Here is a 22,863-nt window from a genome sequence, read left to right as displayed (position 1 = left end):
AGATTAACCTTATTGAAAAATTTCTAATTGATAGAGAGTCTGAAAATGCAAACCAACGTCACGCCACAAGATGGTCGCCTAAACCCTGAGCAGTGCCATGAGATGATCGCCAAGGGAGTTAGGGTACTGGATGTCCGCTCGGCCGCCGAATACGCCGAAGGGCACCTGCCGCAGGCGGTGAATGTACCACTGGATACCCTGGATACCTGGCTCAAGCAGCAACCGAATAAGCAGGAACCCTTTGTACTCTATTGCGGCGCCGGCATGCGCGCCCAGAAAGGTTGCGACATTCTGCGGGCCAACGGCTTTGATTGCGTGCTCAACGGCGGCGCCTTCAAGGAGCTGGTCTGCTGCCAACCCGAGTAGAGTAGCCACAATGACAAGCAAGCCCGGGCGATTTCAGATAAGCCAACATCGCGGCCAAGCCTCTGCGCGGGTACGTTATCGCGAGCAGTGGCCCGCGGAAGGGGTTAATGCCGCTTGTCCCCTTTGCAGCAAGGCGCTCGAGCCGAACAAGCAGTCACAAAAAAGCCCCGGGGAGTCACCTCCGGGGCAGTAGAACCAAATCAGTCAAGCAACTGGCGTTCAGATTGATGGTGGAAGAGGATGTTTGCCTCAGGCAGAGATGGCCGCCAGCGAAGATTTGGCTGCTGAAATACCTTTGGCGTTGGCATCCGGGCCCATGTTCAGCGCTTCACCGTAGACGGTTTCCACTTCGGTAATTCCAATAAAGCCCAGCACGGTTTTCAGATAAGGCACCACATGGTCTGTGGTCGAGTCTTTATGTACCCCACCCCGGGTAGTGATCACTACCGCGCGCTTACCAGTGATAAGACCCACAGGGCCATTTTCTGTGTAACTGAAACTCACACCGGCGCGGGCAATCAGGTCAATCCAGTTTTTCAACTGGGTCGGAATACCGAAGTTATACATGGGCGCAGCTATTACTAGTGTGTCGTGATCTTTCAGTTCCTGGATCAGCTCATCAGACAAGGCCAACGCCTGTTGTTGGCGCTCGCTCAGCTGTTCGCCGCCGCGTAGGCCGCTGGCAATTTCACCGTCCAGTACCGGCAGCGGCTCGGCTGCCAGATCCCTGACCGTGATGCTGGAACCCTGCTCCTGCCAATGCTTGATCAGGTGGTCGACCAAGAGACCGGACTGAGAGTAACCACCCAGGATACTGGATTTCAAAACTAATACTTTGCTCATGATACTGCTCCGCTTCGATTCAGGAATTTGTTTGAGTCAGAGCTTTTGCTCCAATCTATGCTGAGCAGTCTACTGATGGATAAAATAGAAAAAAAGCGGAGAAAATTTGATATTAAATTCGATTTTTTAGAAAGGAAAGGCTGTTATCTAGGGCTTATCACTCAAGGCTTACAAGGTTAAAACCGAACCTGTAAACCCAGGTAATCCCAGCTAGGACAGGGTCGGCTCTTGCTTGGGCTGGCTAACGTAAACCCCCAAGAAAGAAGCACAGCAAAGGCCGTGACTCCAGAGTTCCACCTCCAGCCTGACTTTGACCCTGCGCCCTTCACTCAAAGGCGTCAGTGACACGCCCGGCCAGCTGACTCTGGCTTCAATCAACTCGCCGGGATTGGCAGTCACCGGCGCCCGATAACGGATCTCGGCCTGAGCCAGCACTATATCACCACTCACTCCGGCCCGCTGCTGTTGCAGCCAGAGCATGCCCCAGCCACACAGAGTGCACAGGGTATAAATACTGCCGGCAAACATGGTCTGATGCAGATTGATGTTGGGCGCCAGCGGTGCACCGACACGAAATTCTGTGCCATCAAAAGCCAGTGGCCGGATCCCCATAAAGGCACTGACGGGGATGGTGCCATGCCAGGTGTTTTCCAGCTGCTTAAGCAGTGATGGCTCAGACATATCAAACACTCAAATTAAAGGTCACAGGCCCGTCGTTCAGCAATTCCACCTGCATATCGGCAGCGAAGCGGCCGGTTTCTGTGGTCACCCCCTTGCTACGGCAAAATGCCACAAAGGCTTCATAGAGCTCTTCGGCCTGAGCCGGACTGGCACCACCCGAGAAACTGGGACGCAGACCGCGGCTGGTATCGGCCGCCAGGGTAAATTGCGACACCACCAACAACTGCCCGCCGACCTGAGTCAGATTGAGGTTCATCTTGCCGTTGTCATCGCTGAATACCCGGTAATTCATCACCTTGGTGGCCAGCTTTTCCATCGCCGCCATATCATCCTGGCGTTCAACGCCCAACAACACCAACAAACCTTTATCTATGGCGCCGGTCACTTCATCGGCAACCGTTACCTTGGCACGGCTGACTCTCTGTATCAGGGCGATCAATCCTGACTCCTTAATTCTGTTTCACAAGAGGCCGCAGTGTCGCCCATAGCACACAGGGCTGCAACCACGGCGTGACGCATTTTATCATCCACCAGCGAGTGATGACCTCCGGCCACCAGCTGCAACTCGGCCGGGCGGGTCTGGCGTGCAAGCTGAGCCTGCAGCAAATGAGTTGGACAGACCCAGTCATTTTCCCCCTGCAGCAAGCGGGTATGTTTCGGCCAGTTATTGAGCCCTGCGTCAAACAGACTCATGGCTTCGAAATAGTGATGGCGGGCATAGTGAAGTTCGATTCTGGCCATATTGCTGTCCCTAGGCGCCCTTGGCGGCGGCAACAGCCCCCCGGGTAAAGACAGATGCTGCTCCCAGCGCAGCCAACTGCGGACATAATCCTGGGCATTGAGACAGGTAAACCCCTTGGCATAGCTTTCCAGCAGCGCCGCAGTGCTGCGCTCACTCCTGGATAGCCAGCGGGAAAAGCCATGATAGTCCACCGGGAAACGGCTGGCGGCGCCAGCAGCACCATAGAGCCAATCGCGGCCCTCGGCAGAGGGGATAAAGCTGCCCCAATATGTCTGGGCTATGACCCGCTCAGGGAATAAACCGCCGTACACCAGCCCCAAGGTTGCCCCGAACGAGCCCCCCGCCAGACACCAGCGCGGCAACTGCAGCGCCTTTCTGACCGACTCGAGATCATCGAGCAGGCCCTGGAAGTGATTCTGCGCCAGGCCTTTCTCGGAGCGCGATAAGCCAGCGCCCCTCTGATCCAGAAACAATAAGCGAAAACGGCGCAGATCAAACAGCGCCAACTCTTCAAGGCTGCAACCGGCGCCGGGCCCGCCGTGCAGATACAGCAGCGGAATGCCTTCCGGGTTGCCGAATTGCGCCAGATACAGGCGGTGGCCACCACCAACCTCCAGCCAGTCGCGGGCAAAGGGATTATGCCGATCCGGGGTCATCATCCAGCGGCTCCAATGGGGCGTCACCATCGAGGAATTCCGGCAAAGAAGCGGTGATCTCGGCTCCCATCAGAACTATCATCCAGGACAGATAGACCCAGACAAACAGTATCGGAATCGTCGCTAAGGCGCCGTAAATCGCCTCGTAGCTGGGGAAGTGAGTCACATACAGGGCAAAGCCTTTCTTGCCCGCCTCAAACAACAAGGCAGCCACTATGGCCCCGAGCAGGGCATGCAGCAGCTTCACCTTTTGGTTAGGCACCACAGTGTAAAGCAGCAGGAAGGCCGCGACAGAAAACAGAAATGGCAAACGCGCGACAAAGAAACTACCTACACCATAAGTATCGGCTTCATTGAATATCTTCAGCGATACCAAGTAGGAGGTGGCCGCCAGGCTGGCCCCCATCAACACGGGGCCCAGCGTCAGGATCATCCAGTACATGGAAAAAGACACCACAGTCTGGCGTTTTTCTTTGGTGCGCCAGATATAGTTCAGCGCCTTGTCGATGGCGGAGATCAGTAAAATGGCCACCACCACCAGGGCGCCGATACCGACGGCTGTACCCTTGGAGGCGTTGCCGACAAACTCGTTGATATAGACCTGAACCGTATCACCTGCGGCCGGCAGAAAGTTTTGATAAATAAAGTTTTCTATCAGTTGCCGTACCCCCTTGAAGACAGGGAAAGCCGACAGCATAGACATGGTAACGGCCACCATGGGCACCAGCGACAACAGGGTCACATAGGCCAGATGACCGGCTCGGATATTGATTTGATCGTCCTGCAATCTCTGTTTCAGGTGCAGCAGGAAGTGCCAGCAGCCTTTCATAAACAAACTGAAATTGCGGGTATCTATCTTGTTGCTCACGGTTTTCTCTTGATCCTCTGGGTCTAGTGTCGCTATCTTCGTACAATAATGCCCGGATTACAAAGTGTGATGCTGCCACTGCAGCAGGGCAAAGGAAGCCGAGAATGACGCCAGCGCTATGCATAGGCATGCGCCGAGGCCCGTCGTTCAGCGCTTCTCCCATAATTTAAAGGAGAGAGTTAATGTCACAACAAGGATCGGCGGGCAATGTGATTGCCGCGCTGGCAAGCGTATTTTTCCCGGGTTTGGGGCAGTTGGTTCAGGGGCGGATCCTGGCCGCACTGATCTTCTTTCTGGTGACAGTCACAGGTTACGCCCTCTGGTGGTTGATAGTTCCTGCTATCATAGGTGCCATCGCCCATCTCTGGTGCATCATAGATGCCGCCAAATACAAAGCATAAACAGAGAAAAGAGAAAGCTTATGAACAAGATCCTCACCACCACGCTGGTCAGCCTGGGATTGCTGCTGGGTGGTTGCCAGAGTGCCTATTACGGCGCCATGGAAAAGGTTGGCTATCACAAACGTGACATCATGGTCGACCGGGTCAAAGACGCCAAAGAATCGCAACAGGAAGCTCAGGAGCAGTTCAGTTCGGCACTGGAAGAGATGCAGGCGCTGCTGAACCATGACGGCGGCGATCTGGAAAAGGCTTACAACAAGGCCAAAGACGAGTATGAGTCGGCTCAGGAAGCCGCCGACGATGTCAGCAACCGCATCAACAAGGTGGAAGATGTGGCCGAAGCCCTGTTCGATGAGTGGCAAGGGGAAATCGGTGAGATCAGCAAGGCCAGCCTGCGCAGTAAGAGCCAGGCCAAGCTGAAAGAGACCCGCCGCTCCTACGAGCAGCTGATCCGCAGCATGCGCCGTGCCGAGAGCAAGATGCCTCCTATCCTGACCTCAATGAAAGACAACATGCTCTACCTCAAGCACAACCTCAACGCCCAGACCATAGGGGCCATCAAGGGTGAGTTTGCCAGTCTGCAGAGCGATATCTCCGGCCTTATCAAAGAGATGAATAAATCCATCGATGAGTCCAACCGCTTTATCGCGGCAATGGAGTCGGGTAACTGACCGCCAAGCCATAGAGAGAGCCCCGCACCGCGGGGCTTTTTTTCAGCTGTGAGCCAGTGCACGAATTTCTCTATCTGCGAATGTAAATTTGGATCTGCTGCACACTTCCTTTTTTGACTCAAGAACTTGTGCCCTTATTTGAGTTCACAATAGGCAGTCGTTTGTTGCTGGCCTCTATTCTCATGACACTGACAGAATCACTCACTCTCATGCTGGCACTCCTCTATGGTGTCAGCCAACTCTGGTGGAGCGGCCGCCGTTTCGGCGCCGGCCTCACCTTGCTGCTGATTTTAACCGCGCTGCTGATTAGCAGCAGTCCCATGTTACTGCTGGCCACGCTGACAGCCGTTGGTAGCCTGGCATTACTGCAGCAACTGCGCCCCGGCTTGCTGCAATCCGAGCCCAGGATCAATAACCTGCGCAGCGGCTGCCAGCACCTGTTGGCGCTGTCCCTGTTTCTGGTCGCGATTCAGTACACCATCAACAGCCTGATGCTCAAGGCCGGAGTCACGCCCTGGATTGGACGCCCGGATGTGGTGGATGCGTTTCTGCCCATCGCCGGCGGTATAGAGCTCAAGGCGATAGCCACCCTGGGACTCTGGGATCAAACCCACCCGGCGGCGGCCGTGATGCTGGCAGTGGTGTTGTTGACCGGACTGCTGTGCAAGCGGGCCTTCTGTGGCTGGGCCTGCCCGCTGGGATTGGCCGGAGAGTACCTCTATCGACTGCGCAAACGCTTCATCAAACGCGAATTTATGCCGCCTGCCTGGCTCGACTGGCCACTGCGTATGCTCAAGTATCTGTTGTTGGCGGCGCTGCTCTACATAGTGCTGGGCATGCCGTCTATGGGGATCCCCGGCTACCTGGAGAGTAATTATCACAAGATAGCCGATCTCAAGATGGCGCTGTTTTTCATCACTCCGGGGCTCATCACCCTGGCCTGCTTTGGCCTGATCCTTGCCATTGTCGCCTGGCGCCGTCAGGGATTTTGCCGTTACCTCTGCCCCTATGGCGCCCTGCTGGGACTGCTGAGTTTTCTCAGCCCGCTGAAAATCCGCCGCGCCCCGGAGCATTGCCTGATAGAGTCCAAGGGGATGAAATGCGACAAGTGCACCCGCGCCTGTCCGGCCGGCATCATAGTGCATACCAAAAATACAGTGCACAGCGATGAATGCCAGGCCTGCATGCGCTGCGTGGCCGCCTGTCCCAAGAAAGCGGCGCTGGGGTTCGGCCTGAGCCGCAATCATTTCTGGTCGGCCAAGTCGGTAATGCTGCTGGTCCTTGGACTGCTATTCCTGCTGCCCTTGATAGCTTACACCTCGGGCTTCTGGGAAAGCCAAACACCGGATGCGGTGCGCATGCACCTATTACAGATGATCGATTACGTGGGTCACTAATCCCTGCATTAACGGCAAACAACGGAGCATCAGCGGCTAGGCTGAAACGAACAAGGGTGGAACTTAAGGAGAGTCTTAAGAGATAAGCAGTTGAAAAAAAGGCCTGATCACGGTCAGTTACCGAAATCAGGCCTAATGTGCCGTTTGATGAAGAGTCCGCTTTGGGTCTCTACATCCTGGGCTAGATTAACCTTGACGGCTGGCGCGCTTGCGGTCGTTTTCAGTCAGATGACGCTTACGGATCCGAATGCTCTTAGGCGTTACTTCCACCAGTTCATCATCATCGATGAATTCCAGTGCTTGTTCCAAAGACATCTGGATATGCGGAGTCAGTACCTGAGCTTCGTCAGTACCTGAGGCGCGCATATTGGTCAGCTGCTTACCCTTGAGGCAGTTTACTGTCAGGTCGTTGGAGCGGCTGTGAATACCGACTACCTGGCCTTCGTAAACTTCGGCGGCGTGGCCAATCATCAGACGACCGCGATCCTGCAGACCAAACAGAGCAAAGGTCAGTGCCTTACCGGTCGCGTTGGAGATCAATACCCCGTTGCTACGCTGGCCGATATCGCCACCCTTGTAGGGACCATAGTGGTCGAAGGTGTGATACAGCAGACCTGTACCTGAAGTGGCAGTCATAAACTCAGTCTGGAAACCGATCAAGCCACGGCTTGGGATCATGAAGTCGATACGTACGCGACCCTTGCCGTCTGGCTGCATGTCGCGCATGTCGGCCTTACGGGTACCCAGCTTCTCGATAACGCCGCCCTGATGTTCTTCTTCCACATCCACGGTCAGTTGCTCGTATGGCTCGCACTTCTCGCCGTCGATCTCTTTGATGATCACTTCAGGACGGGAAACCGCCAGCTCATAACCTTCACGACGCATGTTTTCGATCAGGATGGACAGGTGCAGTTCACCACGGCCGGATACGCGGAAACGATCCGGACTCTCGGTTTCTTCCACACGCAGAGCCACGTTGTGTACCAGCTCCTGTTGCAGACGCTCAAGGATGTTACGTGAAGTCACGTACTTACCTTCTTTACCCGCGAAAGGAGAGGTGTTGACCTGGAAGGTCATAGTCATGGTAGGTTCATCAACAGACAATGGCGGCAGAGCCTCGGCATGACCAACAGCACAGATGGTGTCGGAGATCTTCAGCTCACCCAGACCTGTGATGGCAACGATATCGCCGGCATTGGCACTGTCCACTTCATGGCGTTCCAGGCCCATGTAGCCCAGAACCTGACCGATTTTACCGTTACGGGTCTTACCGTCGGCACCGACAATAGTAACCTGCTGGTTGGTCTTGACGCTACCGCGCTTGATACGACCCACACCGATAACCCCTACATAGCTGTTGTAGTCCAGCTGAGAGATCTGCATCTGGAATGGACCATCGGCATCGGCATCAGGTGGAGATACTTTTTCTACGATAGTCTGGAACAGCGGAGTCATATCTTCACTGGCTTCATCGGGATCTAAACTGGCAAAACCGTTCAGTGCCGAGGCATACACAATAGGGAAGTCCAACTGTTCGTCGGTAGCACCCAGGTTGTCGAACAGATCAAATACCTGATCGATAACCCAATCTGGACGAGCGCCAGGACGGTCAATCTTGTTGATAACCACAATAGGCTTAAGGCCTTGGGCGAAGGCTTTCTTGGTTACGAAGCGAGTCTGAGGCATAGGGCCATCTTGCGCATCCACCAACAACAATACTGAGTCAACCATAGACAGAACCCGCTCTACTTCACCACCGAAGTCGGCGTGTCCAGGGGTATCTACTATGTTAATTCGATAGTCGTTCCACTTAATGGCGGTGTTTTTCGCCAAAATAGTGATCCCACGTTCTTTCTCCAGATCGTTGGAGTCCATCACCCGCTCGGTAGCTTCTCCACGGGTGGCCAGGGTTCCTGACTGTGCCAACAGCTTGTCTACCAGGGTAGTCTTACCATGGTCAACGTGCGCTATGATGGCGATGTTACGTAAATTCTCTAACACAGTTTTGCCTCTTACGATCTCTGTTCTGTGGGATGCAACATTATAAAAGAATAGTGCAACCACTTTTGACTACTTGGCGATTGCCCTCCAGGCCTTATAAAACCTGGGTTACCATCGTATCGAGGAACACAATTTCCCCGGATGGTTGCTTTAAAAAGCGTGCCATTCTACTCTAGCGGAGGGCTATCGCACAGGATTATTTTTTAAACACCTATGAATATCCGGCTTGGGAAGCACGCGCACCATTATGGTGAACGCACCTTTTTGGACCACACAACGCACCATTCTGGTGCAAAAATGCTTCTCTCATCGGCCCACCATTTTATATTTCCCTTTAGTTTCAACAAAATAGAATATTGGCACAAGTCTGGCTTAATAGAGACCAACAAGGCGCCAGACGCTACATACTAAGAGTTGACAAAGGGCACCCCCTTTACCCTACCGGAGGCTTGATAATGTCAGTCGAATCAGTTTTACAAAAGCTGCAAGAGTTGGAAGTTAAGTTTGTTGATTTACGCTTTACCGATACCAAAGGTAAGGAACAGCATGTATCTATCCCGACTCATCAGGTAGATGCTGATTTCTTTGAAGACGGCAAAATGTTCGACGGCTCCTCCATCGGTGGTTGGAAAGGGATCAACGAATCTGACATGGTACTGATGCCAGATCCAGACAGCTTTGTACTGGACCCATTTACCGAAGAAACCACAGCACTGATCCGCTGCGACGTCCTTGAGCCAGGCACTATGCAGGGCTACGATCGCGACCCTCGCTCCATCGCCAAGAAAGCCGAAGAATACCTGCGCGCTACCGGCATCGCCGACACTGTGCTGATCGGTCCTGAGCCAGAATTCTTCCTGTTCGATGACGTGCGTTTCGGTACTGACATGAGCGGCACCTTCGTCAAGATCGATGCCAAAGAAGCCGCCTGGAACTCAGGTACCAGCTATGAAGAAGGCAACACTGGCCACCGGCCATTCGTTAAAGGCGGCTACTTCCCAGTTGCTCCTGTAGACTCTTCACAGGATCTGCGCAGCGCCATGTGTCTGGTGCTGGAAGAGATGGGACAGATTGTAGAAGCTCATCACCACGAAGTGGCTACCGCAGGTCAGAACGAGATCGCCACTCGCTTCAACACGCTGACAAAGAAAGCCGATGAGATTCAAGAGCTGAAATATGTCATTCACAATATGGCGCACGCCTATGGCAAGACTGCGACCTTTATGCCCAAGCCGATTGTCGGCGACAACGGCAGTGGCATGCACGTTCACCAGTCACTCTCTAAAGACGGTACTAACCTATTTGCCGGTGACAAGTACGGCGGCCTGTCTGAAACTGCCCTGTACTATATCGGCGGTATCATCAAGCACGCCCGTGCCCTGAACGCCTTCACCAACCCAAGCACCAACTCCTACAAGCGTTTGGTGCCACACTTTGAAGCCCCTGTGATGCTGGCGTATTCTGCCCGTAACCGCTCTGCTTCTATCCGTATTCCTGTAGTACCAAGCCCTAAGGCTCGCCGTATCGAGACCCGCTTCCCGGATCCTATGGCTAACCCATACCTGGCCTTCGCGGCACTGCTGATGGCTGGTCTGGATGGCATCCAGAACAAGATCCATCCTGGCGATGCCATGGACAAGGATCTGTACGATCTGCCGGCCGAAGAAGCAGCGGAAATCCCGACTGTGGCCGAGTCTCTGGAAGTCGCCCTGGCGGCTCTGGATGCAGACCGTGAGTTCCTGACCCGTGGCGGTGTGTTCAGCGATGACTTTATCGACTCTTATCTCAAGCTGAAACAAGCCGAGGCAGAGCGTGTCAGTCGCACCACTCACCCAGTCGAATTTGAGCTGTACTACAGCCTCTAATTGCCCTGCAATCAACCGATGAGTCAAGCCATCGGATAATAAAAAAAGCGCCCCGGGAGCAATCCTGGGGCGCTACTATTTTAAGGCTTTAACACTCAAGGCGCGCTGACGATCTCCAACGCACTCTGGGCCTTGGCCCCGGTGAGGATCACCGCCAACTTGAGTTCACCCTCTGTCTGGTTCAACTCCTCAAGTCCTTCTGGCGTAAAGCGATATTGGCCTTCAGTCTCCAGCGCTTCCATGGTGCCAGCACAGGTGTCGACGGTTTCACTGCATTCGAAACGCACCCCCTTATGCCAAGGCATGGAGAAGGCTGAAGCCTGCGCGGCCGGCATCTTGAGGTACATCACCAGATAGTTACTGCCGGCATCCTTGACGGGTTTGCCCTCCGCCGTAGTCAGGCTAAAGGTCAGTGCCTGGCTTTGAGGATCCATGGCGCTCAGTGCCACCTTGAGGCTTTCGGCTTCATTGATGGATACCGACTGCTCCGGTTCAGGTTTAGGTGGAACCACAGGATCGTCATCATCGTCCCACCAGTCACAACCACCCAGGCATAACAACAAAGACGCCACTATCAAACTCTTATGTTTCATAACAGCCTCCTAGTGACAATCGCTGCAGACCGCACCTTCGTGAACTCCGGTCAAACCGGCACCTATATCATGAGCACTGTGGCAAGTCTGGCATTCCATTTGTGAGTTAACATCTGTTCCTATATAGGTGTCTGGCTCCCGCTTGGTACTGCTGTGACAGCTGCTACACTCGGCATTCCCTGCCGCTACAGTTTCTTCATTCAGAGCATTGTCCAGCGACTTATTAAGGAAGTCAGTGGTTATATAGGCTATCTCGGCCGTCAACTGGGCACAACGTTCCATTTTCGCCTGGTGACTGGAGCCGTACTTGCTCGCTTTCGACCAGAGGCTCACCGAGGTGTGACAGAGAATGGAGTTAGCAACCGACTGGCCTATCTTATCTGCGGTCAATAGCTCACCGGCGTTGTCTGTACGGGTCGGTGCGCCAATCGCCTTGAGGAAAGCCTCATCATTTCTCGGCATGGGCGTGTGTTCATAGTAGCGATACACAGAGCGGATCACCGCGGTGCGGTTGACCCCGCCCAGGACGTTGACCGCCATGGCCGCGGCATTCAAGCAACCACATAGGGTTCCCCAACCGGCAATACCGCCGCCACCATAGGCCGCCAGGTTAGTAGGAATAGCGGCAAACTTACAGGCATCGGCATGCCCTTTGGCCGCCAACGCCTTCACCAGGGCATCGAAAACCCCATACATGCAACCGCCACGACCATAACCTTCATAGGCCAGCTTGGCGACCTCCATCGGGTCCAATTTCACATAGGTCAGCAGCTTGGTACCCAGTTCTCCGCCCCCGTCACTGCCGATCCCTATGCTGGTATCTCCGGGACAAGACTCTGCGGCCAGGGCCGTAGTCGCGATCAGCGAACTCCCTGCAGCCACACCAACCAAACCCACTATCTGACCCATTGCCTGACGTCGATTCACGTTCATACTCATCACCTCTTTTTACACTTGCATATTGCACAATTGCAAATTTGTGAAAATTAATTATTTATAATCAATAACTTACAAGCAAATCCAGCTTACGCCCACTAGTGTTATTCAGATGTGATCCAAAACGGATTTCAGGATAAAAAAGCGCAAACACCTGTGATCAACTTGAGCCTGGATGCTTAGGCGGTGACAATAAAGCTCTTCGTCAAGCAAGGATCAGCCATGAATCTCAAGGTCTTTTTACTCATTCCACTGTTGCTGAGTGGCTGTCACTCTGAGGGGCAACTACCCATTCAGGCTGACGAGCTGGAGCCAATCCACTGCCGGGAAGTAAAGGATAACAATGGCGCCCTGGGTTATTACCTCGAAGGCTGCATTGACGGATACCGAGGAGAACCCTTCAGCGGCATTGCCATTTGGGGAGCACCGGATCGCCTCAGCTATAGTGCGGCCCAGTTCAAGGATGGCCTGCGGGACGGCTACAGCTTCAGCACATCCGCGCCGCCCGAGCGTCTGCTAAGCCAAAGTGCCTGGTATAAAAATGGCAAGTTGCACGGCTGGCAGTTGAGCTTTCAATATCAGCAAACCCAATTACGCAGCCGGGAGTTGTATCGAGACGGTGAGCGCCAAGAGCTCTGGCTCTACGATAGCCAAGGCCAACTCGACAGTTTCAAGCGTTTCGACCAGGGTAAAGTGATTGAATTCATCTCTTACGAGCAGGGGCGGGAGCGAAGGAAACAGTTCAAACGAGACGGCGAGAAATTCACCGTCTGGAAAAGCTATTTCCCAGATGGCTCATTAAAGAGCTTCAGTGAACATCTGGATGAAGAAAATCTCAGAAAACTCCAGGAACAAGGTTACTACGCCAACGGTCGGCTCAAGTTGGACTACCAGTTCGACCGTCGGCAGCGCACCGCGGTGCAGCACACCTTCTGGCGCAATGGCCAGCGCCAGTCCGAACAACATTATGGTTTCTTTCCTTCGATAGCCGCCGATGGCATCTGGCTCAATTATTGCGAGAGCAATGGCGCCTTGAGCAAACGCACCCCCTACAGTCGAGGCGCCAAGCAGGGCGAGGAGCAGCTCTTTCACTGCAATGGCCAGTTGCAGGTGAGCAAACGTTTCGACCAAGACAAGCTCATACCTCAGACTCTGAATTACTTCGATGAGCAGGGGCGCAACTATCTGCAGGAAGAGATAGGCGCAAACGGCAAGGTGCTGCATACCCGGGTCTATGATGAACAGGGTAAACTAACCTACCAAGATTGACATAATATTCAATCAGTTGGACTTATCATCCAGAGATAATAAAGCTCTTTTTCAAATGCGGCTTGCTTATCCCAGCACTGAATTCTAAAATATCTTCACATCAAGATACTTTAAGAAAAGAAATGCCCTATTTAATCGCACTCTTGGCTCCCGTCTTCTGGGGAACCACCTATGCCCTAGTCAGCCTGTACCTGCAGGATATGTCCCCTTTCTGGGTCGCCGTCTGGCGTGCCCTGCCTGCCGGGATCCTGTTATTGCTGCTGCGACCCAAGCTGCCTTCGCTCGCCTGGAGCAAAATACTCTTGCTGGCATTTTGTAATATCGGCGCCTTCTTCGCCTTGCTGTTTATGGGCGCCTACCGCCTGCCAGGCGCCGTGGCTGGCACCCTGGGGGCCACACTGCCACTGATGTTTCTGCTGCTGGCCTGGCTGCTTGATGGCCAAAGGCCGGCATTGAAGTGGACCTTGCTGGCGCTGCTGGGACTGAGTGGAGTGATCTTGTTGCTCAATCCTTCGGCCAAGCTGGACATGATTGGTGTGCTCTGCGCCCTGAGTGCCACTCTGCTTGTGGCTCAGTCATCCCGTTGGATGCAACGCTGGCAAACCGGCGATCTTCTGGTACTAAGTGCTTGGCAGTTGTTGCTCGGCGGCTTGATGCTGATCCCGCTGGCCTGGACAGTAGCAGGGGCTCCCACACTGCCCGAGCCCAAGACCTGGCCCGCCATCGCTTGGCTGGCCATCTTCAGCACGGCGCTGAGCTACTGGGCCTGGATCTGGTCCATCAAGCATCTGGGACCGCAAATCATGGGCATGATGGCCTTGATCAACCCTGTGGTGGCCGTCTCGCTCGGCGTGTTTTTGGTCGGCGAACAACTGGACGGCTATCAATGGCTGGGGATCGGCCTGATCATGTCGTCACTATTGCTGATGAAACTTCCTGTCCCGGCCATCTGGTATCGCCTACGCCCCGTCCGGCGCTGAGTCTGCAGGCCCACTGAGTCGATTTGCCGGGTGGAAAATTGTTATCCACCCGGCACTCAAGCAGACTCAAATGAGGTAGAATGACGTCCCTCTTGTGCCATTCTGCTGTCTAAGCAACATAAAGTGAAACTATCCAATCTATTCCAGCGCCTGCTGCAATGGCTGCCTGATCGTGCCGATCTTCCCGAAGGCTTACGCATAGGGCTGCCCATGATGGCGGGCCTGTTGCTGTTTTCGTTTCTCGGCGACAGTGCCAGCGGCGTCAACGCCCTGATCTGTGCCTGGCTGGTCGGCGTCCAGGGACGCAACCTGGCTTATCCCAAACGAGCCGGGCTGCTGAGCAAGTCGGCACTCCTTTGCTGTATCAGCAGCGCTCTGGCCTTGCTGAGCCTGATCCATCCTTGGCTGGGGATCAGCGTACTCGGCGCCATAGGCCTGTTATATGGCCTCAGCTCAAACCAAAGAAAATACATTCAGCTGCTGACCTACAACGCCGGCTTTTGCCTGATCTGCGGCCTGCACCTGCTGGAGTCGGGTACCGACTGGAAGATGTTGTTGCTCTCCAGCCTGTTCGGCAGCTGGTTGGCAGTCATCAGCGCCGTCGTCGCCGGGCCCTGGATGGCGATACGTCAAGGCGAACAGCTGCTGGCCAGTGTGCAGCGCAAATTCGGCTTCTGGTGCAATATACTCAGCCACTCGGACGCCGCCAATGTCGGCCAGCGTCTAGCCTTGCGGGAACAGCTCGATGATGCCATCGCCGTACTGGCCCACTGGCTGCTGGAAATGCCGGATAAAGCCGAGGTGCAACACATCGCCTGGCAACTGGAGTCGAATCTTATCCTAATAGAAACTCTGGAGAGCATAGGCAGGCTGCAACAAAATGATGCCGCCAACCCGGCACTGCAGCAGTATTTGGCCAATTTTGCCAACGAACTCAAGACCCACAGGGAAAAAGGCATCAAGCCGACGCCGCCGCCCTTGGGTGACAAGCCGCAACCTCTGCTATTGGATGCCGCCAACCGCCTGGCCTTGGCGCTGGATCCCCAAAGACCGCTGGCAGCCGACTGGCGCGAGCGCCTAGAGCTTATCTGGCCTTCCGATGCCCAAAGCGTTCGCAGTCAATGGCGCAAGGCCCTGGTGAAACACTCGCGGGAATGGCACCACGGCCTGAGAATTCTGTTCACTCTGCTGTGTTGTCAGGCAGTGGTGGAACTACTGCAACTGCCGCAGGGGTATTGGGTGACGCTCACCGCCTACATAGTGCTGATGGTAGCGCCGCTCGGGCAGTTGCAGGCCAGGATCTGGAGCCGCTTCTATGGCACAGTGCTCGGCTCTGTGTTGGCACTGGGGCTTATCTGGTATCTGGGCGCCGGTAGCTGGTTATTACCGGCCACCTGCCTGAGTGCCTTTCTGGCCTTTGCCACCTTTTACAAGGCCAGATACGAGATCCATGTATTCTGGCTCACCATGCTGATGGTGTTTGCCATCACCCTGTTGTTGCCAAGCGACCCCTATATCGCCTTCTACCGAGCGCTGGACACCTTTACCGGCGCCCTGATGGCATTTCTGGCGATGCATCTGTTTATTCCCAGTTGGACCCGGCGCTGGCTCGACAGCTATGTGTGCCACTTTATCGAGCTGGAACGGGCTTGGCTTGCCAGTATCAATACAGGTAAAGCCGACAACGCCCTGCGCTGGCAAGCCCATGCGGCGCTGAGGCAACTGGGGCAAGAAGTCGGCTTTTTGAAGCTCGAGCCCAACACAGGCCAGCGGGAGCTGCAGGACTGGCAGAGTTTTCTCTGGCTTGGGCTGACGCTGCACTGCACCCTGGTGTTGGTGGCACGCCAGCAGCAAAAGCCGCCGCTGCATCTGGCAGAGCAACAGTTGGCGGCCTGGCCCCAGCTGTTTCGCCAGCGCTTTTTGGCAACAGAGATGCACCAAGCCGAGTCCGGGCCAGCGCCCAATTCAACAGATGCGCCTACGCAGCTGTCAGCCAAACAAGCTGAAGCGATTCCCACTTGGGTAATGCAGGATATCGCCCATCTCTATGCCTGGCTTGACTGGCAACGTCCCTACGCCCTAGGCGGCAATACTCACGGCTGACAGGAGTTCAAGATGTACGATTTTGAATTTTACAATCCAACCCGCTTGCTCTTTGGCCGTAGCAGCCTGGAGCAGTTGGACACTCTGGTGCCCAATGATGCCAGAGTGCTCTTGCTCTACGGCGGCCAAAGCGCCAAACGCAATGGCACCCTGACCCAAGTCGGCCTAGTATTGGGTCAACGTGTCTGCGCCGAGTTCGGCGGCATTAGCCCCAACCCCGAGTACCACCAGCTGTTGCAGGCGGTAGAGCAGATAAGGCAACAAAAGCTGGACTTTATTCTCGCCATCGGCGGCGGTTCCATCATAGATGCGGGCAAGTTTATTGCCGCCGCCGTGCCCTATCAGGGAGAGCCCTGGGAGATACTGGAAACCGACGGTCGCCACATTGACCAAGCTCTGCCGCTCGGTACTGTGCTGACCCTGCCGGCCACGGGCTCAGAGATGAATAACTGCGCGGTGATCAGCAATAGCACTCTTGGCCTCAAGCGCTCCTTTCGTCATCCCTCGGTGTTTCCCCGCTTCTCTGTGCTGGCACCACAACTGAGTTTCAGCCTGCCGCAACCACAGGTTGCCAACGGCGTGGTGGATGCCTTTGTGCACGTGACCGAGCAGTACCTGACTTACCCGGTCGACGCCAAGGTACAGGACAGGTTTGCCGAAGGCCTGCTGCTCACTCTGATAGAGGAAGGCCCCAAGGCGCTGGCAGAGCCCGAAAACTATCAGGTGCGCGCCAATATCATGTTCAGCGCCACCATGGCGCTCAACGGCCTGATCGGCGCCGGTGTTCCGCAAGACTGGTCGACCCATAAGCTGGGTCACGAACTGACGGTGCGCCACGGCCTGGATCATGCCGTGACCCTCGCCATACTGCTGCCGGCCATGCTGCGCCTGAGAAAAGCTGCCAAACACGCCAAGCTGCTGCAGTATGCCGAACGGGTCTGGCAACTCAGCGACGGCAGCGAAGAACAACGCATAGATGCAGCCATAGAGCAAACCCGACTGTTCTTTGAATCCATGGGAATCAAGACTCACCTCAGTGACTATGGCATAGGCCACGAGGCCATAACGCCGCTGCTGGAAAACCTTGAGCGCCAGGGCCTGACCCAACTGGGGGAAGACGGCCGGGTCGACCTTGAGCTGAGCCGACAGGTTTTTCAGGCCAGCCTTTAAAGGCAGTGATTTTTGCCAATAAACAGGCTAATCTGAAACAAGTTCACAACTGCATAACAAGGGAAGTCTTTATGCGTACTCTGATGATAATCAGCCTGGCATTGCTGTCGCTGGTTGCCCAGGCGACTGTCTATAAGTGGGTCGATAAAGATGGTAAGGTGCATTACAGCGATGAGCCCAACCCCCAAGCCCAGGCAGTGGAATTCACCGACAAGACCCAGAATCAAATAAGCCTGGAAACACCTAAAGCTCTGCCCGATCCCATAACAGTGGAACAGGTCGGCTATGGGTTGAAGATACTTTCACCACAGCATGAAGAAACCATTCGCGATAACGCCGGTGATTTTCAGGTTCAGGTAGAAGTAGAGCCGGAGCTGGCATCGGGTCATTTTCTGCAACTCTACATAGATGGCATCTCCACCAGCGATGCTCAGCGCAGCAATCTCTTCCAGCTCAAGGACATCGACCGCGGCGAACACACGCTGCAACTCAAGGCGGTGCAACAAAACGGCAAAGTCCTTGCATCCAGTAGTCCCATAACCATTTTTCTGCACCAAGCCGGACTGATGCAACCCGCCTTCCCGGCTCCCGGGAAGGGCCCCAAGCCAAGTAACTAATTTTATTTCAATGAATTAGCTACTTTGCATTTCGAGTTAGTCCACAGAGTTGTTGGCTTGCGGCCTGCACCGAATTGGTGCACCATTATGGTGCAATCCTGCTATGGGAAACTCTATGGACACAAATATCCTGCTCAATCATCTGGCAACTGCCGTTCTGGTCATCGACAGTGACCTGCTCCCCAGCTATGCCAACGCCGCTGCCGAGCAGTTGCTGGGCGTCTCCAGCCACAGGTTGCAGGAGCAGGTACTGACAGAGCATCTGCATGCCATAGGAGTTGAACCCAGAGTGCTGCAAAGCGCGGTGCTGGAACGTCAGGGGCTGACGGTCAATACCGCCCAGCTCATCAGCCTGGATGGCCAGCATCACACTGTGGATATGACACTGATCCCACTGGAGCAGGGAGAACAGCTCAAGCCCTTGAGCCTGTTGGAACTCAGACAGGTGGATCAGCAGCGGCGTATTCACCAGCAGTTGACCCTGGACGCCCAGCAGCAGGCGGCTCAATATCTGGTGCGCAATCTGGCCCATGAGATCAAAAATCCGCTGGGTGGACTGCGCGGCGCGGCGCAGCTGTTGTCCCGCGAGCTTAGCGAGCCGCAGCTCAAGGAGTTCACCACACTCATCATAGAGCAGGCCGACAGGCTGCGCGCCCTGGTAGACCGATTGCTGGGGCCGCAGAAACCATCGCAGCACAAGCTGCAGAATATCCATCTGGTGCTGCAAAAGGTGATCAACCTGGTGAGTGTGACCCTGCCGCAACAGATACATCTGCGTCAGGATTACGACCCCTCGATTCCGGACTTGCCTATGGATGAAGATCAACTGCAACAGGCAATCCTCAACATAGTGCAAAATGCAGTACAAGCCTTGGAGCATCAGGGCGGCGATATCATGATCCGCACCCGCACCGCCCATCAGGTCACCATAGGTAACCAGAGACACAAGTTGGTGCTGGTGCTGTCAATCATAGACAACGGCCCGGGTATCGCCCCGGAACTGGTGGATACCCTGTTTTACCCTATGGTCACAGGCCGTAAGGACGGTAACGGCCTGGGGCTATCCATCGCCCACAATATTGCCAGGCTCCACGGCGGCCGTATCGACTGCGATTCGGCCCCGGGACACACAGAGTTCAGCCTGACATTGCCGATCAACAACCACAGCGGCTAACAAGAGAGGAAACAATATGAGTGAACAGGTTTGGATCCTCGATGATGACAGTTCAATTCGTTGGGTACTGGAACGGGCGCTGCAAGGCGCCAAACTCAGCTGCGCCAGCTTTGCCGCCGCCGAGTCGCTGTGGCAGGCGCTGGAAATCTCCCAGCCCAAGGTCATAGTCTCGGATATCCGCATGCCGGGGACCGATGGCCTGACCCTGCTGGAACGTATCGGCCTGCATTATCCCCATATCCCGGTGATCATAATGACGGCTCATTCAGATCTAGACAGTGCCGTCAGCGCCTATCAGGCCGGAGCGTTCGAGTATCTGCCCAAGCCCTTCGACATAGATGAGGCGATTGCCCTGGTGGAGCGGGCGCTCAACCATGCCACAGAGCAGGCTCCTGCAGCGGCCGAGCCTCAGGTCAAGGCACCTGAGATCATAGGCGAAGCCCCCGCGATGCAGGAGGTGTTTCGCGCCATAGGCCGTTTGTCACGCTCATCGATCAGTGTGCTGATCAACGGTCAGTCCGGTACGGGTAAAGAGTTGGTTGCCGGGGCGCTGCACAAACACAGTCCACGCAAAGACAAACCCTTTATCGCCCTCAATATGGCGGCCATCCCCAAGGAGCTGATCGAATCCGAGCTGTTCGGCCATGAGAAAGGCGCCTTCACCGGCGCTGCCAGTGTGCGTCAGGGGCGGTTTGAGCAGGCCAATGGCGGCACCCTGTTTCTCGATGAGATAGGCGATATGCCACTGGACGTACAGACCCGGCTGTTGCGGGTACTGGCCGATGGCCAATTCTATCGGGTCGGCGGCCACTCTCCGGTGCAAGTCGATGTCAGGATTATTGCCGCAACCCATCAGGACCTGGAACAACTGGTACTCAAGGGGGGCTTTCGGGAAGACTTGTTCCACCGCCTGAACGTGATTCGAGTTCATCTGCCACCGCTGTCGCAGCGGCGGGAAGACATTCCGCAGTTGGCACGCCATTTCCTGGCCAGTGCCGCCAAAGAGATAGGGGTAGAGGCCAAAATACTCACCCCGGAAACCGCCGCCAAGCTGCAACAACTGCCTTGGCCCGGCAACGTGCGCCAGTTGGAAAACACCTGCCGCTGGTTGACCGTGATGGCTTCGGGCCAGGAAATTATCCCTCAGGATCTGCCGCCTGAGCTATTCAAGGAGCCCAAGGCACCTCAAGGCAGTGCCGGCCCGTCCCAGGATTGGCAAAACGCCCTGAAATTGTGGCTGGATATGCGCCTGTCACAGGGCGAGAGCGATCTGCTGACCGAAATCCAACCCGCGTTTGAGCGCATCTTGCTGGAAACCGCGCTGGAGCATACCCAGGGCCACAAACAGGAAGCCGCCAAACGCCTGGGATGGGGCCGCAACACCCTGACCCGCAAGCTCAAAGAACTGGCGATGGACTGAAACCTCATAAAGATGGGGACATGACCCAAATAAGCCCAAGGGTGCAGGTTATTAAGAGAGGATTTTGGCGCCCAGACGCAGTGCCGCCAAACTCAGGGAATAGCCCCAACGGATCAGTCCCCTGCGTCTGCGCTCAGGCAAGAGTGGCCAACTGGAACCATCGGCTGCAATCAACTCGGCGCGCCAAAGCGGTAAAGAGATGATCTCCAGTCGGTAGTCTTGACCATTCAAGACTATGATTTGCCGTCTTGGCAAACCATAGAGGCGCTGACAAAAACACTGTTGCCCCTGCCATTCCAGTTCCAGGCGACTGCTTAATGGATAATACCGACAGTGCAGTTCACCCCCTTCGAGATTCAACTTCTGTTGTTGCATCCATGCCATGACAGTGCCCGCTACACAGGATCCTGGTGAATAATCACCTCGGCATGGTCAAAGTCGGCGCGGATCCGCTCGCCTGTGGCCACGGCAATATCGTGGGCCTGTTGCAGGCTCAGCTCTTTGTCCAACTCCAGATGCAGTTGAATAAAGGTGGTCTTGCCCGCCTGACGGGTACGCAGGTCATGAATGCCACGCACTTGAGTATCCTGCTCGGCCAATTGCCGAATGCGCAGCCGGGTTTCATCATCGAGCTCCCTATCGAGCAAGGCCTGAATCGAGCGATACCCCAGCGACCAGGCCTGTTGACCTATGTAGAGAGCGATCAATACTGCGAACAAACCATCGGCCCACCACCAGCCATATTGTGCCAAAATCAGCGCCAACAACACGGCGCCATTGAGAAACAGATCTGACTTATAGTGCAGCGCATCGGCTTCGACCACTGTGCTCTTGGTGGCCGCCAAGGCCCGTTTTTGCAGTAATACCAAGGCCAAGGTCAGCACCATAGCGATGATGGATACCACAATACCTAGAGTAGCATGGGTCAAAGGCATGGGGTTAACCAGGCGCTCACCGCCGTGAAACAGCAGCAGGAATGCCGTCCCCATAATAAAAGCCGATTGCGCCAAAGACGCCAGTGGCTCAGCCTTGCCGTGACCATACCTGTGCTCCTGATCGGCAGGGACTAGGGCATAGCGAATGGCAATAAAGTTAACTATGGAAGCCAGGGCATCGGCAAAGGAGTCAGTCAGGGAAGCCAACATACTGGCAGACCCGGACCAGAGCCAGGCAGCCAGTTTTATCAGGATCAGGGTAATCGCGGTCGCCACAGCGGCGCGGCTCGCCAATTTTACCCAAAACTCGTAGCGGGAAGTCGGTGTCATTCAAGGGCTCAGCGGTCGGGAGTCACTGAGCCCATAGTAGCAGATTTAATTTGCTGCTGGCCCGAAACAATCACCACAACGGTAAGGACCTTCTTTGAATTTCGCTTGCTGTTCAGGTGTCAGCAAATTATAAATTTGATTGTGTAACTTCATGCGTTCCAACATATGCTGTTCACGTACTTGTTGGCGCTGTTCAATCAATTTCTTGGCCTTGGCTTCATCGAAGCGAGCCTCTGTAACCAATGCATGCATTTCGGCGCGGCGAGCATCGCGAGTCGCGGCATCCGGACGAACCATGCTGCTTCTGTGCTGCTCCATCAAGGCATCAATCTTTGTCCACTGAGCCTCGGTCAGCCCCAGCCCCCTCAGACCGAACATACCGTAATAGCCCCCACGAGCACTAGCGTCACAACGATAGCCTCTATCACCATGCATACGATGGTAGCCATTGCCATCGCAACGATAGCCGCGATCGCCATTCATATGGTGATAACCACGAGCAGGACCATCACAACGATAGCCACGATCGCCATTCATATGGTGATAACCGGCATAATCACCGCGATGATAACAATCACCGTAACCATTGGCGGCTTGAGCGACACCTGTCATTAAAGCGGTTCCGGCAATCAGTGCCAACAAACTTGCTTTGATTGAAATATTCATAAGAGTATCCTCGTTTCGGATCGGGAAGAACTTGATGTAATACAGTCTAATCTTCCATGTGTAAGTGAGGGTTCATGCTGAGTAAAGCACTGTAAATATTGGTCATAAGCATTAAATATCCCAATCTTTACCCAGACTTACACAGCTAAACCGCAGTTGACCTAAAAGCGGGTATACTC

At 54.9% G+C, this 22,863-nt stretch carries 23 protein-coding genes; 12 read left to right on the top strand and 11 right to left on the bottom strand.

Annotation, left to right across the window (positions count from 1 at the left end; translation table 11 throughout):
• Window positions 1-45 precede the first annotated feature (45 nt).
• Window positions 46-366 (top strand): rhodanese-like domain-containing protein, encoded by a 321-nt coding sequence (locus tag CBE72_RS09910; RefSeq protein ID WP_044735420.1) that lies wholly within the window; start codon window positions 46-48, stop codon window positions 364-366.
• Window positions 367-615: 249 nt separating this feature from the next.
• Here CBE72_RS09910 and CBE72_RS09905 read toward each other — a convergent pair whose 3' ends face one another.
• The 5 genes from CBE72_RS09905 to CBE72_RS09885 all read right to left on the bottom strand — a co-directional run bounded on the left by CBE72_RS09905 (window position 616) and on the right by CBE72_RS09885 (window position 4,156).
• Window positions 616-1,209: an FMN-dependent NADH-azoreductase gene (locus CBE72_RS09905; RefSeq protein ID WP_100143384.1), complete on the bottom strand. Its 594-nt coding sequence runs from the start codon at window positions 1,207-1,209 to the stop codon at window positions 616-618.
• 210 nt (window positions 1,210-1,419) lie between these two features.
• The gene (locus tag CBE72_RS09900) at window positions 1,420-1,890 is read right to left on the bottom strand and encodes a thioesterase domain-containing protein (protein ID WP_100143383.1); all 471 of its coding nucleotides are present in this window, start codon (window positions 1,888-1,890) and stop codon (window positions 1,420-1,422) included.
• 1 nt (window position 1,891) lies between these two features.
• Window positions 1,892-2,329, bottom strand: a complete 438-nt coding sequence (gene dtd / locus CBE72_RS09895) for a D-aminoacyl-tRNA deacylase (RefSeq protein ID WP_028780049.1) — start codon at window positions 2,327-2,329, stop codon at window positions 1,892-1,894.
• Window positions 2,326-3,318, bottom strand: coding sequence for an alpha/beta fold hydrolase (locus tag CBE72_RS09890; RefSeq protein WP_229671974.1), 993 nt, complete (start codon window positions 3,316-3,318; stop codon window positions 2,326-2,328). The genes dtd and CBE72_RS09890 overlap by 4 nt, the downstream gene beginning before the upstream one ends.
• Window positions 3,269-4,156 carry a virulence factor BrkB family protein gene (locus tag CBE72_RS09885; RefSeq protein ID WP_226684670.1) on the bottom strand — a complete coding sequence of 296 codons (888 nt, stop codon included), beginning with the start codon at window positions 4,154-4,156 and terminating at the stop codon, window positions 3,269-3,271. Before CBE72_RS09885 ends, CBE72_RS09890 begins: the two co-directional genes overlap by 50 nt.
• A 182-nt stretch (window positions 4,157-4,338) precedes the next feature.
• Here CBE72_RS09885 and CBE72_RS09880 point away from each other — a divergent pair, with 182 nt between their 5' ends.
• The 3 genes from CBE72_RS09880 (at window position 4,339) to CBE72_RS09870 (ending at window position 6,625) form a co-directional block, all read left to right on the top strand.
• Window positions 4,339-4,557 (top strand): hypothetical protein, encoded by a 219-nt coding sequence (locus tag CBE72_RS09880; RefSeq protein WP_025010146.1) that lies wholly within the window; start codon window positions 4,339-4,341, stop codon window positions 4,555-4,557.
• Between the two features lie 20 nt (window positions 4,558-4,577).
• Window positions 4,578-5,228: a DUF2959 domain-containing protein gene (locus CBE72_RS09875; protein ID WP_045283279.1), complete on the top strand. Its 651-nt coding sequence runs from the start codon at window positions 4,578-4,580 to the stop codon at window positions 5,226-5,228.
• Window positions 5,229-5,410: 182 nt separating this feature from the next.
• On the top strand, window positions 5,411-6,625 hold the full coding sequence (locus CBE72_RS09870) for a 4Fe-4S binding protein (RefSeq protein WP_100143472.1): 1,215 nt from the start codon (window positions 5,411-5,413) through the stop codon (window positions 6,623-6,625).
• 186 nt (window positions 6,626-6,811) lie between these two features.
• Here the strand turns inward: CBE72_RS09870 and typA are convergent, their stop codons facing one another.
• Window positions 6,812-8,626 carry a translational GTPase TypA gene (gene typA / locus CBE72_RS09865; RefSeq protein WP_100143382.1) on the bottom strand — a complete coding sequence of 605 codons (1,815 nt, stop codon included), beginning with the start codon at window positions 8,624-8,626 and terminating at the stop codon, window positions 6,812-6,814.
• Window positions 8,627-9,081: 455 nt separating this feature from the next.
• Between typA and glnA the strand changes: the two genes are divergently transcribed.
• Window positions 9,082-10,491: a glutamate--ammonia ligase gene (gene glnA, locus CBE72_RS09860; RefSeq protein WP_100143381.1), complete on the top strand. Its 1,410-nt coding sequence runs from the start codon at window positions 9,082-9,084 to the stop codon at window positions 10,489-10,491.
• A 95-nt stretch (window positions 10,492-10,586) separates the two neighbouring features.
• Here the strand turns inward: glnA and CBE72_RS09855 are convergent, their stop codons facing one another.
• Together CBE72_RS09855 and CBE72_RS09850 are read right to left on the bottom strand one after the other, a co-directional pair.
• Window positions 10,587-11,084 (bottom strand): hypothetical protein, encoded by a 498-nt coding sequence (locus tag CBE72_RS09855; protein ID WP_100143380.1) that lies wholly within the window; start codon window positions 11,082-11,084, stop codon window positions 10,587-10,589.
• 9 nt (window positions 11,085-11,093) lie between these two features.
• Window positions 11,094-12,017: a C-GCAxxG-C-C family (seleno)protein gene (locus CBE72_RS09850; protein WP_100143379.1), complete on the bottom strand. Its 924-nt coding sequence runs from the start codon at window positions 12,015-12,017 to the stop codon at window positions 11,094-11,096.
• 225 nt (window positions 12,018-12,242) lie between these two features.
• Between CBE72_RS09850 and CBE72_RS09845 the strand changes: the two genes are divergently transcribed.
• From CBE72_RS09845 to glnG, 7 genes are all read left to right on the top strand, one after another.
• Window positions 12,243-13,289, top strand: coding sequence for a toxin-antitoxin system YwqK family antitoxin (locus CBE72_RS09845; RefSeq protein WP_100143378.1), 1,047 nt, complete (start codon window positions 12,243-12,245; stop codon window positions 13,287-13,289).
• A 122-nt stretch (window positions 13,290-13,411) separates the two neighbouring features.
• Window positions 13,412-14,269 (top strand): DMT family transporter, encoded by an 858-nt coding sequence (locus CBE72_RS09840; protein WP_100143377.1) that lies wholly within the window; start codon window positions 13,412-13,414, stop codon window positions 14,267-14,269.
• Between the two features lie 123 nt (window positions 14,270-14,392).
• Window positions 14,393-16,372: an FUSC family protein gene (locus CBE72_RS09835; protein ID WP_100143376.1), complete on the top strand. Its 1,980-nt coding sequence runs from the start codon at window positions 14,393-14,395 to the stop codon at window positions 16,370-16,372.
• 12 nt (window positions 16,373-16,384) lie between these two features.
• Window positions 16,385-17,542, top strand: coding sequence for an iron-containing alcohol dehydrogenase (locus CBE72_RS09830; protein ID WP_100143375.1), 1,158 nt, complete (start codon window positions 16,385-16,387; stop codon window positions 17,540-17,542).
• A 71-nt stretch (window positions 17,543-17,613) separates the two neighbouring features.
• Window positions 17,614-18,159 (top strand): DUF4124 domain-containing protein, encoded by a 546-nt coding sequence (locus CBE72_RS09825; protein WP_100143374.1) that lies wholly within the window; start codon window positions 17,614-17,616, stop codon window positions 18,157-18,159.
• A gap of 115 nt (window positions 18,160-18,274) precedes the next feature.
• Window positions 18,275-19,333, top strand: a complete 1,059-nt coding sequence (gene glnL, locus CBE72_RS09820) for a nitrogen regulation protein NR(II) (RefSeq protein WP_025889905.1) — start codon at window positions 18,275-18,277, stop codon at window positions 19,331-19,333.
• 16 nt (window positions 19,334-19,349) lie between these two features.
• The gene (glnG, locus tag CBE72_RS09815) at window positions 19,350-20,753 is read left to right on the top strand and encodes a nitrogen regulation protein NR(I) (RefSeq protein ID WP_100143373.1); all 1,404 of its coding nucleotides are present in this window, start codon (window positions 19,350-19,352) and stop codon (window positions 20,751-20,753) included.
• 51 nt (window positions 20,754-20,804) lie between these two features.
• Here the strand turns inward: glnG and CBE72_RS09810 are convergent, their stop codons facing one another.
• The 3 genes from CBE72_RS09810 to CBE72_RS09800 are packed head-to-tail and all read right to left on the bottom strand — an operon-like array spanning window position 20,805 to window position 22,684.
• Window positions 20,805-21,137, bottom strand: coding sequence for a hypothetical protein (locus CBE72_RS09810; protein ID WP_157929058.1), 333 nt, complete (start codon window positions 21,135-21,137; stop codon window positions 20,805-20,807).
• Window positions 21,138-21,148: 11 nt separating this feature from the next.
• Window positions 21,149-22,018: a cation efflux pump FieF gene (gene fieF, locus CBE72_RS09805; RefSeq protein ID WP_100143371.1), complete on the bottom strand. Its 870-nt coding sequence runs from the start codon at window positions 22,016-22,018 to the stop codon at window positions 21,149-21,151.
• Window positions 22,019-22,063: 45 nt separating this feature from the next.
• Complete coding sequence (locus CBE72_RS09800; RefSeq protein ID WP_229671975.1) at window positions 22,064-22,684, bottom strand: Spy/CpxP family protein refolding chaperone; 621 nt, start codon at window positions 22,682-22,684, stop codon at window positions 22,064-22,066.
• Window positions 22,685-22,863 lie beyond the last annotated feature (179 nt).

It is taken from the genome of Shewanella carassii (assembly GCF_002777975.1).
GTDB lineage: Bacteria > Pseudomonadota > Gammaproteobacteria > Enterobacterales > Shewanellaceae > Shewanella > Shewanella carassii.
The sequence above is the reverse complement of the archived record's forward strand: the minus strand, read 5'-3'. Positions and strand labels throughout refer to the sequence as shown.

Bases quoted from the DNA above. Each gene is read 5' to 3' on its own strand.
- CBE72_RS09900 (WP_100143383.1), bottom strand. From the start codon at position 1,890: ATGTCTGAGCCATCACTGCTTAAGCAGCTGGAAAACACCTGGCATGGC.
- CBE72_RS09890 (WP_229671974.1), bottom strand. From the start codon at position 3,318: ATGGTGACGCCCCATTGGAGCCGCTGGATGATGACCCCGGATCGGCAT.
- CBE72_RS09850 (WP_100143379.1), bottom strand. From the start codon at position 12,017: ATGAACGTGAATCGACGTCAGGCAATGGGTCAGATAGTGGGTTTGGTT.
- CBE72_RS09875 (WP_045283279.1), top strand. From the start codon at position 4,578: ATGAACAAGATCCTCACCACCACGCTGGTCAGCCTGGGATTGCTGCTG.
- fieF (WP_100143371.1), bottom strand. From the start codon at position 22,018: ATGACACCGACTTCCCGCTACGAGTTTTGGGTAAAATTGGCGAGCCGC.
- glnG (WP_100143373.1), top strand. From the start codon at position 19,350: ATGAGTGAACAGGTTTGGATCCTCGATGATGACAGTTCAATTCGTTGG.
- CBE72_RS09840 (WP_100143377.1), top strand. From the start codon at position 13,412: ATGCCCTATTTAATCGCACTCTTGGCTCCCGTCTTCTGGGGAACCACC.
- CBE72_RS09870 (WP_100143472.1), top strand. From the start codon at position 5,411: ATGACACTGACAGAATCACTCACTCTCATGCTGGCACTCCTCTATGGT.
- CBE72_RS09880 (WP_025010146.1), top strand. From the start codon at position 4,339: ATGTCACAACAAGGATCGGCGGGCAATGTGATTGCCGCGCTGGCAAGC.
- glnA (WP_100143381.1), top strand. From the start codon at position 9,082: ATGTCAGTCGAATCAGTTTTACAAAAGCTGCAAGAGTTGGAAGTTAAG.
- CBE72_RS09810 (WP_157929058.1), bottom strand. From the start codon at position 21,137: ATGGCATGGATGCAACAACAGAAGTTGAATCTCGAAGGGGGTGAACTG.
- CBE72_RS09910 (WP_044735420.1), top strand. From the start codon at position 46: ATGCAAACCAACGTCACGCCACAAGATGGTCGCCTAAACCCTGAGCAG.
- glnL (WP_025889905.1), top strand. From the start codon at position 18,275: ATGGACACAAATATCCTGCTCAATCATCTGGCAACTGCCGTTCTGGTC.
- CBE72_RS09855 (WP_100143380.1), bottom strand. From the start codon at position 11,084: ATGAAACATAAGAGTTTGATAGTGGCGTCTTTGTTGTTATGCCTGGGT.
- CBE72_RS09825 (WP_100143374.1), top strand. From the start codon at position 17,614: ATGCGTACTCTGATGATAATCAGCCTGGCATTGCTGTCGCTGGTTGCC.
- CBE72_RS09830 (WP_100143375.1), top strand. From the start codon at position 16,385: ATGTACGATTTTGAATTTTACAATCCAACCCGCTTGCTCTTTGGCCGT.
- CBE72_RS09845 (WP_100143378.1), top strand. From the start codon at position 12,243: ATGAATCTCAAGGTCTTTTTACTCATTCCACTGTTGCTGAGTGGCTGT.
- CBE72_RS09905 (WP_100143384.1), bottom strand. From the start codon at position 1,209: ATGAGCAAAGTATTAGTTTTGAAATCCAGTATCCTGGGTGGTTACTCT.
- CBE72_RS09800 (WP_229671975.1), bottom strand. From the start codon at position 22,684: ATGAATATTTCAATCAAAGCAAGTTTGTTGGCACTGATTGCCGGAACC.